Annotated in this window: 5 protein-coding genes, 3 tRNA genes, 3 rRNA genes and 2 pseudogenes; 4 read left to right on the top strand and 9 right to left on the bottom strand. The window is 50.1% G+C overall.

The genetic code is table 11. The features are described 5' to 3' along the window. Positions 1 to 146: 146 nt before the first annotated feature. From rrf to EPD59_RS06480, 9 genes and pseudogenes are all read right to left on the bottom strand, one after another. A 5S ribosomal RNA gene (gene rrf, locus EPD59_RS06520) occupies positions 147 to 258 on the bottom strand. Positions 259 to 340: 82 nt separating this feature from the next. Further along, positions 341 to 3,251 (bottom strand): 23S ribosomal RNA (locus EPD59_RS06515). 207 nt (positions 3,252 to 3,458) lie between these two features. Further along, a tRNA-Ala gene (locus EPD59_RS06510) sits at positions 3,459 to 3,532 on the bottom strand. 31 nt (positions 3,533 to 3,563) lie between these two features. Further along, positions 3,564 to 3,637, bottom strand: a tRNA-Ile gene (locus EPD59_RS06505). Positions 3,638 to 3,745: 108 nt separating this feature from the next. Beyond that, positions 3,746 to 5,258: ribosomal RNA gene (locus tag EPD59_RS06500) — 16S ribosomal RNA — on the bottom strand. Together the 16S, 23S and 5S rRNA genes with 2 tRNA genes alongside form the textbook arrangement of a ribosomal RNA operon. Positions 5,259 to 5,849: 591 nt before the next feature. Beyond that, a pseudogene (locus EPD59_RS06495) lies at positions 5,850 to 7,120 on the bottom strand (adenylosuccinate synthase). Then, positions 7,120 to 7,467 carry an STAS domain-containing protein gene (locus EPD59_RS06490; RefSeq protein WP_133272075.1) on the bottom strand — a complete coding sequence of 116 codons (348 nt, stop codon included), beginning with the start codon at positions 7,465 to 7,467 and terminating at the stop codon, positions 7,120 to 7,122. Before EPD59_RS06490 ends, EPD59_RS06495 begins: the two are co-directional and overlap by 1 nt. Next, on the bottom strand, positions 7,464 to 7,934 hold the full coding sequence (locus EPD59_RS06485; RefSeq protein ID WP_133272074.1) for a Fur family transcriptional regulator: 471 nt from the start codon (positions 7,932 to 7,934) through the stop codon (positions 7,464 to 7,466). Before EPD59_RS06485 ends, EPD59_RS06490 begins: the two co-directional genes overlap by 4 nt. 212 nt (positions 7,935 to 8,146) lie before the next feature. Beyond that, the gene (locus tag EPD59_RS06480; RefSeq protein ID WP_133272073.1) at positions 8,147 to 10,357 is read right to left on the bottom strand and encodes a RelA/SpoT family protein; all 2,211 of its coding nucleotides are present in this window, start codon (positions 10,355 to 10,357) and stop codon (positions 8,147 to 8,149) included. 313 nt (positions 10,358 to 10,670) lie between these two features. Here EPD59_RS06480 and EPD59_RS06475 point away from each other — a divergent pair. The 4 genes and pseudogenes from EPD59_RS06475 to clpX all read left to right on the top strand — a co-directional run bounded on the left by EPD59_RS06475 (position 10,671) and on the right by clpX (position 14,431). Further along, positions 10,671 to 10,752, top strand: a tRNA-Leu gene (locus EPD59_RS06475). 108 nt (positions 10,753 to 10,860) lie between these two features. After that, entirely contained in the window at positions 10,861 to 12,195 is a 1,335-nt protein-coding gene (gene tig / locus EPD59_RS06470) for a trigger factor (RefSeq protein WP_133272072.1), read from the top strand. Between the two features lie 103 nt (positions 12,196 to 12,298). Then, complete coding sequence (locus EPD59_RS06465; RefSeq protein WP_133272071.1) at positions 12,299 to 12,997, top strand: ClpP family protease; 699 nt, start codon at positions 12,299 to 12,301, stop codon at positions 12,995 to 12,997. A gap of 208 nt (positions 12,998 to 13,205) precedes the next feature. Beyond that, positions 13,206 to 14,431, top strand: a pseudogene (gene clpX, locus EPD59_RS06460) (ATP-dependent Clp protease ATP-binding subunit ClpX). The last annotated feature ends 23 nt before the right edge of the window (positions 14,432 to 14,454 follow it).

The following is a 14,454-nucleotide window of genomic DNA, read 5'->3' as shown; positions in this document are numbered from 1 at the left end:
AAGATACCATTTAAAGATAGTCTACTCCTATTTCACATAGGAGAGAAAGACGGCTTCTCGCCTAGGTAAAATGGGGTTCGTATGTAAACGCGAACAGCCCCCCGCATCCGCTGATAAAGGGACGCTGGGGGCTGAACTGAAAGTAAGGTTGGCGGCGACCGACTCTCCCACCGGTGAAGGTAGTACCATAGGCGCTCCGGGGCTTAACTGCTCTGTTCGGAATGGGAAGAGGTGAACACCCGGGCTAAAGCCACCATTACTGGCGGTTGTGGCTAGTGCACAGCCACAACAAAAACGTTGACGTAGAAAACGAGTAAGAAGCCACAGAAAAGAGCTGGTACTAGGTAAGTGTTCGAGTCATTAGTACTACTCGGCTCAGCCATTTCGGACCTTCCACCTGTAGCCTATCGACGTGGTAGTCTACCACGACTCTTCGTATATGAGAGATCTCATCTTGAGGTGAGTTTCGCACTTAGATGCTTTCAGCGCTTATCTCATCCCAGCGTAGCTACCCGGCGCTGCAGCTGGCGCCACAACCGGTGCACTAGCGGCTGGTCCATCCCGGTCCTCTCGTACTAAGGACAGGTCCTCGCAAATCTCTAACGCCCACCACAGATAGGGACCGAACTGTCTCACGACGTTCTGAACCCAGCTCGCGTGCCACTTTAATCGGCGAACAGCCGAACCCTTGGGACCTTCTCCAGCCCCAGGACGTGACGAGCCGACATCGAGGTGCCAAACCTCCCCGTCGATATGAGCTCTTGGGGGAGATCAGCCTGTTATCCCCGGCGTACCTTTTATCCTTTGAGCGATGGCCCTTCCATGCGGAACCACCGGATCACTATATCCGTCTTTCGACCCTGCTCGGCTTGTAGGCCTCACAGTCAAGCCCGCTTCTGCTATTGCGCTCTGCGTACGGTTACCAAGCGTACTGAGCGGACCTTTGAAAGCCTCCGATACTCTTTTGGAGGCGACCACCCCAGTCAAACTACCCACCAGACACTGTTTCCCCGTCTCGGAGATTAGGCACCGAGTAACACAAGGGTGGTATTTCAACGTTGGCTCCCCGAAAGCTGGCGCCTCCGGCTCATAGCCTCCCACCTATCCTACACATGTGTTACCCAGCGTCAATGTCAAGCTATAGTAAAGGTGCACGGGGTCTTTCCGTCCCGTGGCGGGTACTCGGCATCTTCACCGAGACTACAATTTCACCGAGCTCACGGCTGAGACAGCGCCCAGATCGTTACACCATTCGTGCAGGTCGGAACTTACCCGACAAGGAATTTCGCTACCTTAGGACCGTTATAGTTACGGCCGCCGTTTACCGGGGCTTCGATTCAAACCTTCGCCTTGCGACTAAGTTCCCCTCTTAACCTTCCGGCACCGGGCAGGTGTCAGACCTTATACTTCCGCTTACGCGTTCGCAAAGTCATGTGTTTTTGTTAAACAGTCGCCTGGGCCTTTTCACTGCGGCTTCTTGTCTTGCGACAAGGAAGCGACCCTTCTCCCGAAGTTACAGGTCCATTTTGCCGAGTTCCTTGGCCGTGATTCACTCGAGCCCCTCAGGATACTCTCCTTGACTACCTGTGTCGGTTTGCGGTACGGGTTACAATAAGATTAAAACGCTTAGCAGGTTTTCTTGGCAGTCTGATTAGGTACACTATCCCCGTGGCCGAGGCCGTAGGGTACTATCACGTTTCAGCAAAGTCAGCGGATTTACCTACTGTCTCTATACCTACGCGCTTCAACGGGCACTTCCGTCCGCCCGCGGTACTTTCACTTCTGCGTCACTGCATCACTTCTCATTGTAAGTGCTGGAATATCAACCAGCTGTCCATCGACGTAGCCTCTCGGCGTAGCCTTAGGTCCCGACTAACCCTGCTCCGATTAGCGTTGAGCAGGAAACCTTAGTCTATCGGGGGCGGGTTTCTCACCCGCCTTATCGTTACTCATGCCTACATTTGCTTTTCTAGCCGCTCCAGCACGCCTGACAGCATACCTTCACCGCTGCTAGAATGCTCCCCTACCACTTATGCATAGCATAAATCCATCGCTTCGGTACCGGACTTGATGCCCGCGTATTATCGATGCCCTCTCGCTCGACCAGTGAGCTGTTACGCACTCTTTAAATGAATGGCTGCTTCCAAGCCAACATCCTGGCTGTCAAGGCAAGTGGACCTCCTTTGTTCAACTTAGTCCGAATTTAGGGACCTTAGCGGATGGTCTGGGTTCTTTCCCTCTCGGCATGGGACCTTAGCACCCCACGCCTCACTGCCGGCTATATTACGTGGCATTCGGAGTTCGTCTGGATTCGGTAGGCTTTGACACCCCCTAGTCCAATCGGTAGCTCTACCTCCACGTAACTCAACGCCGACGCTGTACCTAAATACATTTCGGGGAGTACGAGCTATTTCTCAGTTTGATTGGCCTTTCACCCCTACCCACAACTCATCCAAATCCTTTTCAACGGAAACTGGTTCGGGCCTCCAGTTGGTTTTACCCAACCTTCACCCTGGTCATGGGTAGATCACAAAGTTTCGCGTCTACCCCCCTGACTCTGCGCCCTATTCAGACTCGCTTTCGCTGCGGCTCCATGACTTGAGTCATTTAACCTTGCCAGGGAGGAGTAACTCGTAGGCTCATTATGCAAAAGGCACGCCGTCACCCCACAAAAGGGCTCCGACCGCTTGTAAGCACACGGTTTCAGGTTCTTTTCACTCCTCTATTCGAGGTTCTTTTCACCTTTCCCTCACGGTACTGGTTCACTATCGGTCTCTCAGGAGTATGTAGCCTTAGCGGATGGTGCCGCTGGATTCAGAGGGGATTTCTCCGGTCCCCCCCTACTCAGGAATCCTCTACCGTGCTTGATTCTCTCGCTTACGGGATTCTCACCCTCTATGATCGACTTTCCCACGTCGTTCAGCTAAAACCAAACAATCAGATGTTGAGGTCCTACAACCCCGCGCTGGCCGTAACCAACCCGGTTTGGGCTCGTCCCCGTTCGCTCGCCACTACTTAGGGAATCATTGTTATTTTCTGTTCCTCCGGGTACTTAGATGTTTCAGTTCCCCGGGTTTGCCCGTCTACCACTAAAGATAGACGCCCCTGTGCTTCACACAGGTGGGTTGCCCCATTCGGATACCCGCGGATCACCTCGTATGTGCCAATCCCCGCGGCTTTTCGCAGCTTATCACGTCCTTCCTCGCCTCTGAGAGCCTAGGCATCCCCCGTGTGCCCTTGTTTACTTACCTTATCTCCTTCCACAAGGAAAGGAGGGCTCATAACAAGAAACTACATTGAAGTAATCCTCGCTTCTTTCTTTTTCTTCTTACTCGTTATCCTACGTCAAAGAACATCTGTCTTCCGGTTGAAGACACAGTACTACTAAGGAGTGACCTCGCTTAGTAGTGTGTATTGAGTACTCTCCTAGCCTACCCACCATCTGTGGGCAACTCTAGTGGAGAATAACGGATTCGAACCGTTGACCCCCTGCGTGCAAGGCAGGTGCTCTAGCCAGCTGAGCTAATCCCCCGTGTGCTCTGCTCCTCCCCGCCTTCCCCCTGTGGGCCAGCGTGGACTCGAACCACGGACCTCGACATTATCAGTGTCGCGCTCTAACCACCTGAGCTACTAGCCCGGGTTTCGATTTAGAATCGAATCCGAAAAATCATTTGAATGAGAGGAAAAGACGTATTGGTAGGTTTGTCGTGTAACGACTAAAGGTCAAGAGTTGGATCCGCTCCAGAAAGGAGGTGATCCAGCCGCACCTTCCGGTACGGCTACCTTGTTACGACTTAGCCCCAGTTACCTGTTCTACCCTAACTGGCTTCTGTGACGAGCACCAGCTTCAGGTCTACCAGACTTCCATGGCTTGACGGGCGGTGTGTACAAGGCCCGGGAACGTATTCACCGCGTCATTGCTGATACGCGATTACTAGTGATTCCAGCTTCACGGAGTCGAGTTGCAGACTCCGATCCGAACTGAGACCGGTTTTGTGAGATTGGCGTCTGCTCGCGCAGTAGCGACCCTCTGTACCGGCCATTGTAGCACGTGTGTAGCCCTAGGCGTAAGGGCCATGATGACCTGACGTCGTCCCCGCCTTCCTCACTGCTTGCGCAGGCAGTCCTTCTAGAGTCCCCGGCTTAACCCGCTGGCAACTAAAAGTAGGGGTTGCGCTCGTTGCGGGACTTAACCCAACACCTCACGGCACGAGCTGACGACGGCCATGCAGCACCTTGCTTTGTGTCCCGAAGGAAAGCCTGATCTCTCAGGCGGTCACGCGCATTCTAGCCTAGGTAAGGTTCCTCGCGTATCATCGAATTAAACCACATGCTCCACCACTTGTGCGGGCCCCCGTCAATTCCTTTGAGTTTCACTCTTGCGAGCGTACTCCCCAGGTGGGATACTTAACGCTTTCGCTAAGTCACCAACAGTCTATCGCTGGCAACGAGTATCCATCGTTTACGGCGTGGACTACCAGGGTATCTAATCCTGTTCGCTCCCCACGCTTTCGTGCCTCAGTGTCAGATGTAGCCTAGGCAGCTGCCTACGCAATTGGGGTTCTGGACGGTATCTATGCATTTCACCGCTACACCGTCCATTCCGCCACCCTCGACTACTCTCAAGCTTGCCAGTATCCAGGGCAGTTCCACAGTTGAGCTGTGGGCTTTCACCCCGGACTTAACAAGCCACCTACGCACCCTTTAAACCCAATAAATCCGGACAACGCTTGCACCCTCCGTATTACCGCGGCTGCTGGCACGGAGTTAGCCGGTGCTTATTCCTCAGGTACCGTCAGTTTAGGACGCATCCTCTTTTTCTTCCCTGAGAAAAGCCGTTTACAACCCAGAAGGCCTTCATCCGGCACGCGGCATGGCTGGGTCAGGCTCTCGCCCATTGCCCAATATTCCCTACTGCTGCCTCCCGTAGGAGTCTGGCCCGTATCTCAGTGCCAGTGTGGGGGATCACCCTCTCAGGTCCCCTAAGCATCGTCGCCATGGTGGGCCGTTACCCCGCCATCTAGCTAATGCTACGCAACCCCATCTGAATCCAATAAATCTTTACCGTCCAAGTGATGCCACTCACACGGCTTATGCGGTATTAATCCGCCTTTCGGCGGGCTATCCCCCAGATCCAGGTAGGTTGGTTACGCGTTACGCACCCGTGCGCCACTAGTGTATTGCTACACCCGTTCGACTTGCATGTATTAGGCCTGCCGCTAGCGTTCATCCTGAGCCAGGATCAAACTCTCCATTGTATAAATTCTCTTCACCTATGCGAACATAGGCTGCTGTCATGGGCTTGATCCAACTCTTTGTGTTGAACTCGTCTGGTTACGCTTGCTGCCCGCGGTAGTTACCTACTTAGGGCAGCCTTACCAATTTGTCTTTTCCAATCATTCAAAGAACGTGTGCCAGTCCCAATTGGACTAACCCTGTGGCTACCCGTGTAGCCTTATTTTGCTGCCTTACGCCGAGTGGCTTTTCGTTCGGGGTGGCAAAGGTACGAACTGTTTCTTTTCCCGCAACTAAACAAAGAAATTATTTTTTGCCGCTGCTTCCGATTGAAGCGTCTCTGCGTTGGGGCTGCAAAGATACTATTTTTAAAATCCTTTTAGCAAGAAATAAGTAAGATTTATTTTTGCTCAGCTTTGGGCTTACTATACAAACACAGTGAGTGCTAAACGTATGCTTTTTCTAATCAATTGGGCTACAAAGCTACTACCTTTATATGTCCAATCTCAAGAGAAAAACAAAAGAATTAAGTACCACTTTTCAGCCTGTTGCTGAATAGGACGACAAAGATACGGCGAGTTTTAAATAAGTCAAGGCTCGCCGTATCTTTTTTCTTACTTCAAGTGTAAAGTACTTATCCGATCGGGACCAACACTTACTATACGGATGGGTACTTCTAAGTGGTGTTCAAGGAATTGCAAGTATGACTGAAGCTCAATGGGGAGGGCTTCAGCATCTGAAATATTTTGTAGCTCAGTACGCCAGCCGGGCAATGTAGTATATACCGGAGTCAAGGTCTGCATTGCTTCGTAATCTGGCAGGAGGTCTGTATCCTGCCCATCTAGCGTCCGATAGTGAGTGCATACCTGAATTTCAGCAAACTCATCAAGTACATCTGCCTTCATCAAGTGCAGTTCCGTTACGCCATTCAGCATAATGCTATAGCGTAAGGAAGGCAAATCTATCCAACCGCAACGCCGCGGTCGACCAGTGGTAGAACCAAATTCACGACCTGCCTGACGTATCTGCTCTCCTACTTCATCATGTAGCTCAGTAGGGAATGGACCACTACCAACACGAGTACAGTAGGCTTTGCTAATACCATATACTCGGTCAATATGACGGGGTGCTACGCCCAAACCTGTACAAGCGCCGGCAACGATGGTGCTAGACGAAGTGACAAATGGGTAGGTTCCAAAATCAACGTCTAGCAAAGAACCTTGAGCCCCTTCAGCGAGAATGCGTTTTCCCTGTCTTAGCAAATCGTTCAGCAAGTACTCAGTATCACTGAGTTGAAGCGTACGCAGAAATTCGACTGCAGAGAAAAAATCCTCTTCTAAGGATTCAATCTCAAGATCTCGGCCGTGGAAAGACGCAAACTGCGCATGCCGGGCTACGGCTTCTGTATACCGCTGCCGAAAGGTGGGCAACAATACATCCCCTATTCGTAATCCTGTACGGCCAATCTTATCCTGATAAGTGGGACCAATACCTTTGAGAGTAGACCCAATTTTGCCCCCCCACGCATTTCTTCTGAAATACGATCGAGAGCACGATGAGAGGGAAGTATAAGCTGTGCTTTTTTAGAGATATATAGGTTGGGAGCCCAGTTGACTCCCCGATCAGTGAGCTTTTGCAGCTCACCCCGGAAAACCACGGGGTCAAGAACAACACCATTACCAACTACATTTATTATGTGTGAGTGGAAAATACCCGAAGGGACTTGGTGCAGCACATGCTTTAGGCCATCAAACGTAAGGGTATGACCAGCATTTGGCCCACCCTGAAAACGGGCTACCACATCATATGTGGGGGCTAATACATCTACTATTTTGCCTTTCCCTTCATCTCCCCACTGTAATCCAACAAGTACGTCAACTGGCATTAGATTGTAGCTTTCAATTGTTCGGCAGCTGATGCGTCATCAGCCGCAATAATGAAAATGGCGTCGAGCTTGGTAATAACCAAAAGCTTACGAACGAGGTCGGAAGGATTGATCAGTACTAATTCGCCTCCTTGGTTGCGGAATTTTGTTAGAATGGATACCATTACCCCAATACCTGTGCTATTGATAAAACGCACATTAGACAGATCGATGGCACAGTGAATTATACCTTCACCGAGGTGGTCATTGATAGTTTGCAGTAGAGGCTGGGAATCGGGGCTGCCGATGAGGTCGCCAGTGAGGCGAACGAAGAGGATACCGTCTTGAACGGCGGATTCAGTTTTCATTCAGGAAGTAAGCGGGCGGCTTTAGCGCGGCAATCGCCACAAACGCCATACAGATTCAAAGAGTGGTGCAAGATATGGAAATTCAAAAGCTCACCGACCATGGTTTGAATGCCATGAATGCGGGGGTCGCAGAATTCGACTACTTTGTGGCACTCCGTACAGATAACATGATCGTGCTGCCGGTAGCCATATGACTTCTCATATTGAGCGAGGTTACGTCCGAATTGATGCTTGCTTACCAACCCATGTTCTACCAACAAGTCAAGCGTATTATATACTGTAGCTCGGCTCACTTGTAGGCCTTGGGCTTTCATGCCAGTATACAGCTCCTCAACATCAAAGTGACCGGTACGAGAATATATTTCCTCCAATATGGCATAGCGTTCGGAGGTCTTGCGCAATCCTTTATTCTCTAAGTAAGCGGTGAAAATTTTCTTCACCTCCTCAAATTTATCTCTATCAAGCATTCTGTAACCTTATATATAAGGAGTAACAAAGGTAAGGGGGTAAGATGAGTTAGTAGTCTCAACTTTCGGGCGTTTGTCTAAATCACCAAATTCTTTCCAGCACTGGGAGGCTTTTCTGCCCATTGAATAATGATGAAGCCAATTACTGACCGCTAAAAAGCCCCCCAGCTTATTCTTTATACCAACTAGGGCTCACTAGGACTATTAAGAACTTATGTAGCAAAGCGCTCCACTAGCAGCACGCCATTTACCCTACTGAGGCGCTGAATCATTTTGTGCAAGTGGTCGGTATCATTGACAAAAACCATAATCTGCCCCTCAAACATTCCATCGTTCGAATCGATGGTGATGGAGCGCATATTGACTTTGAGGCTATTGGAAATAATACGCGTCACGTCATTGACCAAGCCTACCCGGTCAGAACCCTTGATGCGGATACCAGCCAGAAAAGCCAGCTCCAACTGATCAGTCCACTTGGCACGCACAATGCGACTGCCGTAGTTCGACATGAGCTTTACAGCCTGTGGACAAGACGTTCGGTGAATGATAATGCCTTCGGTTTCTGTCTCAAAACCAAACACATCATCACCCGGAATCGGATTGCAGCAAGGGGCAATATGATAGTCGAACTTATCTGTGTGCTCCCCAATAACGAGCATATTGGCATTCACACCCCGAATCTTTTGCACTTCCTGATCGAAGGATCTTGGCGCCAAGGAAGAAGGCAACTGAGGCGATTCAATCGTTGGATCGAACAATTCCACCTTGATTTCACGCCCGTCAAGTTGGCCGATTGCCAAGCGATAGAAGAAATCTTGTGCGTTGTAAATATTAAAGTGAGCCAGCAGGCGGTTTAAGTTTTCCTGGTTATTCTCGATTCCCAGTAGTTCCAGCCGCTTCTCTACCAGATAACGCCCGTCCTCTGCTTTCGAGCGCTTATCATCACGCAGGTATTCTTTAATTTTTGAGCGGGCTTTCGACGTAATTACATACTGCAACCATTCCTCCGTGGGGCGCTGCTTGTGAGAAGTCAGGATTTCTACCTGATCACCGTTGCGGAGCTGATAGCTTAATGGCTGCAACTTCTGATTGACTTTGGCCCCCAAGCACTGTAAGCCAATTTGCGAGTGAATATCAAAGGCAAAATCCAATGCCGTAGCCTTATCAGGTAGAATCACCAGCTTACCTTTAGGTGTGAAAGCATACACCTCTTTAACAAAGAGGTTCTGCCTAAACTCATCCATGAACTCCAGCGCGCTTGAATTATTGGTTTCAAGCATCTCACGCACCTTCGCAATCCAAGCCTCCAGCGTCGATTCCGCTTGCACGGTGCCGGTATCCTTGTATTTCCAATGAGCGGCGTAGCCCTTCTCGGCGATGTCGTCCATACGCTTAGAGCGTATCTGCACCTCTACCCACTGCCCTGTGCGCGACATGACCGTAGTATGCAGGCTTTCGTAACCGTTGGCCTTGGGCGTACTTACCCAATCGCGCAGGCGGTCGGGATTGGGCTGATAAAAGTCGGTAACGATCGAATACACTTGCCAACAAGCGGCTTTTTCTTGCTCCTGCGGCACATCCAGAATGACGCGAATGGCAAACAAATCATACACCTCATCGAAGGTCACGTTCTGCTTACGCATTTTGCGCAGAATGGAATAAATCGATTTGGGGCGGCCTTTAATCTCAAAATCGAAGCCCTGATCTTTCAATTCCTCGTCGATAGGCGCGACAAACTCCTTAATAAAGCGATTACGCGCGCTGCGACTCTGGCGTACTTTCGTCACCAAGTCATTATAGACTTCCGTATCGGTGTACTTTAAGTACAGGTCCTCCAGCTCGGTTTTGATAGCATATAGCCCCAAACGATGCGCTAGCGGAGCGTATAAGTAAATAGTTTCGGAGGCTATTTTGAGTTGCTTATGCCGGGGCATCGACTCCAGCGTGCGCATATTATGCAACCGGTCGGCAAGCTTTATCAAAATGACGCGTACATCTTCGGAAAGGGTAAGCAGCATTTTGCGAAAGTTCTCGGCCTGCTCGCTGGTACCGTAGTCGAACACGCCTGAAATTTTGGTTAGCCCGTCAATGATGCGCGCCACCTTGGGTCCAAACTCACGCTCGACATCCGATATTTCCATCGGCGTGTCCTCTACTACGTCATGCAGCAGCGCCGAAACAATACTCGTGGTGCCCAGCCCGATTTCCTCCACGGCAATCTGCGCTACCGCCAACGGGTGCAGAATATATGGCTCGCCAGACTTGCGACGCATATTCTTATGCGCCTCCAAGGAAGTATTAAAAGCTTTCTTAATAAGCTTAGCGTCGTTGCCGTGCAAGTACGGCTTAGCGGTACGAAGTAAGCGGCGATAATGCCGCAGAATCTCGTTGCGCTCTACTTCAGGATCAATTAGGGTAGCCATGTAAGCGGGCGGAGCAAATACTCCGTGGTTATCTGCGAAAGTACGAACTCAGCGTATGATTAGCGGGCGAGTTGCATTTATAACAACCCAGCAGCATAAAAAGGTGCGGCTCAACTGCTGGGGGGCAAAATCAGGCTTAAGAAGACTAGATTGCTATCCGAATGAAAGCGAGCAGCACTGAATTTCATTAAATAAAGTGCGCGGGGGCAAATCTGCGCGGGTTTACTATAATCCTTCTCTACTCATTGCGGAGTTGGTTTGAATTTCCCAACTCGTTGCGTAGCTTTGCGGCCCCGAGGCAGTTGGCCTTGCGGCGGATGTGGCGAAATTGGTAGACGTGCCAGACTTAGGATCTGGTGCCGCAAGGCGTGTGGGTTCGAGTCCCTCCATCCGCACATATTAGTTTAAAGAATGCCCAAACCCTCAACCCAAACGTTGGGGGTTTCTTTTTCGCCGGCTGCCGGCCCGTTTCTTTTCCGTTACCCTTTAACCGACCATCTGTTTTGGATATTACCCTCGATAAAAACGACGACCAGCTTAGTGCCATCCTGACAGTACACCTGACTGAGGCTGACTATGCTGCCACAGTTGATAACAAGCTCAAGGACTACAGCAAGAGAGCGCAAATCAAAGGGTTCCGGCCGGGTAAAGTACCCGTAGGCTTAGTTCGTAAGATGTACGGAAAGAGCATTCTGGTAGAAGAAATCAACGGTTTGCTAGGCAAAGCAGTTGATAATTACATCAAAGAAAACAACGTGCGCATTCTGGGCGAGCCCCTGCCCGTGGCTAGTGATATCGACTTTGACACGCAGAAGGATTTCGATTTCAAGTTCGAATTGGGCTTACTTCCTGATTTTGAGCTGCCTGCTGATCAAACACTGAATGTGGAGCGTCATCAAATAGGTGTTGACGAGGCTACATTACAGGAAACCTACGACCAGATTTCTCGCCAGTATGGTGAGAGCACCAACCCTGAGGCCTCGGAAGCTACTGATTACCTCTATGGTAAGCTCAAAAAAGCTGATGAGGAAGGCGAAGGCCGCACGGTGTTGCTGCCTATTAATAAGGTAAAGAACAACGTCGATAAATTTATCGGTGTCAAGCCTAATGATTCCGTGACCTTCGATTTGAAGGACGCTTTCGATGGCGATGCTTCTGCTATTGCCAACTTCTCCGGCCTTTCGAAAGATGAGGCTGCCAACGCAAGCGGCGAATACGTGCTGAATGTTGAGAAAATCAACCGCACGACCAAGCCCGAGTTGGATCAGGAGTTGTTCGACAAAGTTTTCGGCAAGGACATCATTACTTCTCGCGAGGAATTCGATGAGAAAGTGCGCACTACGGTACAGGAGAACTACGACCGTGAGTCTGATGGCTTGCTTAACCGTCAGATAGTGGACCAGATGGTAAATAATACGACCATCGAAGTTCCCAAGGAGTTCTTCAAGAAGTGGCTGGTGCGCGCGAACAAAGGCAAACTCACTGAGGAGCAAGTAGAAGAGCACTACGACGACTACGAGCGCGAATTGAAGTGGTCGATGATTCGCAATAAAGTAGTAGAAGAGCAGGGTCTGAAGGTGTCGAACGACGAAATCGTAGAGCGTACTATGCAGAAGATTTTGGGTCAGTTCAACATGGAAATGACGCCAGAACTGCAGGATTCTATCCGCAGCTTCGCCGACAATTACTTGAAGCAGGAGAATGGCAAAAACTACGTAGACGAGTATGAGGCCATTCTGGCAGAGAAAGTACTTGAAAACCTGCGCGGCAAAGTTGTTGTTACTGATAAGCCGATTTCGGCTGAGGACTTCCGGAATCAGGCAGCTAGCCAACGCTAGTCTGTCGGTTTTCTAACCCACAAAAAAGCCCTTACTTGCCGTTAGGGCTTTTTTGTTGCCCAACGGCTTCGCTTTTACACTTCTTCTCCCATTATTATTTGCCATGCTGAATAAACAAGAATTCCGCAAGTTTGCTGTTAAAGGCCAAGGCTTGAGCGGCTTGGGTGTCGATCAATACCTGCACCACATGGAAGGCCAGATGCGCCATTCCGTAACGGGCATGACCCGCTCGGTCATTGAGGAGCGCCCCACCCGCTTTGCTGAGATTGACGTATTCTCTCGCCTGATTATGGACCGCATCGTATTCCTGGGTACGGCCGTTGACGATTATATTGCCAATATCATCACTGCTCAACTGCTATTTCTAGAATCAGCGGACGCCAAAAAGGATATTCTGCTCTACATCAACTCACCCGGTGGCTCCGTGTATGCCGGTCTGGGTATTTATGATACCATGCAGTATGTGGGTCCTGATGTAGCCACTATCTGCACTGGCCTAGCTGCGTCGATGGGCGCAGTACTGCTGGCTGGTGGTGCCAAAGACAAGCGTTCAGCCCTCCCCCACGCTCGCGTTATGATTCACCAACCTTCTGGTGGTGCACAAGGCCAGTCTTCTGATATCGAAATCACCGCTCGCGAGATCCTGAAGCTCAAAAAAGAGCTGTACGACATTTTGGCGCAGCACACAGGCAAGACATATCAGGAAATTCATGACAACTCCGACCGTGACTACTGGATGCGTGCTGATGAAGCCAAGGAATATGGCCTGATTGATGAAGTACTTGAGCGCAAAGTAGCTTAAGCTGTCTTTGTTGATCGATCAATACGACGGTCTAATCTAAATTGAAATCCCATTTCTGGCCTAAAAACCAGGGATGGGATTTTTACTTTTAAATAGAAGCTCTAAGGAAGGGCAACTTTTTTTTGTACGCAGGGCGTTAGCCTTTTGTACCTTTGATGCCGCTCCGGCGTGAGCGGAGATTACCTATCCTATTCTGATAATCCAGGCAATGGCAGATATTACGTGCTCCTTCTGCGGTAAGAGCAAAAAAGACGTCTCGGTAATGATTTCCGGTATCAACGCGCACATCTGTGAGCGTTGTGTGGGTCAGGCCCAGCAGATATTGAACGAAGAGAACAAAATTCGCTCAAACAGCAAGACGCCAAAATTCAACCTCGTGAAGCCGCGCGAGATGAAGGAGTATCTGGATCAGTACGTGGTTGGTCAGGATGAAGCGAAAAAGGTGATGTCAGTGGCGGTGTATAACCACTACAAGCGCCTGATGCAGAAACCCGCCACCAAGGATGATGTAGTAATCGAGAAGTCAAACATCATTATGGTCGGCGAAACCGGAACGGGTAAAACCTTTCTGGCGCGTATGCTGGCCAACATTCTGCAAGTACCGTTCTGCATTGCCGATGCTACTGTGCTTACGGAGGCCGGCTATGTGGGAGAAGATGTAGAAAGCATTCTGACTCGCCTGCTCCAATCAGCTGATTACAATGTAGAGGCTGCCGAGCGCGGCATCGTTTATATCGACGAAATTGACAAAATCGCTCGTAAGAGCGACAACCCTAGCATCACGCGCGACGTGAGTGGCGAGGGTGTACAGCAGGCAATGCTGAAGCTCCTAGAAGGCACTACAGTGAATGTACCTCCCCACGGTGGCCGCAAACACCCTGAGCAAAAGATGATTACGGTGAACACCGAAAACATCCTGTTCATCTGCGGGGGGCTTTTGTTGGCATTGAGCGCATCATCAAGAGCCGCTTGAACACCAAGCCCATGGGCTTCTCCAAAACGATGTTGGATGAGAAGGTCGATACCCAGAATTTCCTGCGCTACGTGACAGCCGTGGATTTGAAACAGTTTGGGCTCATTCCTGAGCTGATCGGCCGCTTGCCGGTACTCACCCACCTAAATCCGCTCGACCACGCTACGCTACGTAAGATTCTAACAGAACCTAAAAACTCGATTGTAAAGCAATATCAGCGCTTATTTGAGATGGAAAACATCAAACTTTCCTTCTCTGAGGCGGCTATGGAGTACATTGTTGTGAAAGCCGACGAATATCGTCTTGGTGCTCGCGGCTTGCGCTCTATCTGCGAAAGCATCATGACAGATGCCATGTTTGATATGCCTTCTGAAACGGATGTTCAGGAACTCGTTATCGACCTGGATTACGCGCAAAGCAAATTTGAGAAATCACCGCTGAAGCAGTTGCGAGCAGCTTAGTGGATTAAAGCATTGCTTAAAAA

This window comes from Hymenobacter radiodurans, assembly GCF_004355185.1.
Lineage (GTDB): Bacteria > Bacteroidota > Bacteroidia > Cytophagales > Hymenobacteraceae > Hymenobacter > Hymenobacter radiodurans.
The sequence above is the reverse complement of the archived record's forward strand: the minus strand, read 5'-3'. Positions and strand labels throughout refer to the sequence as shown.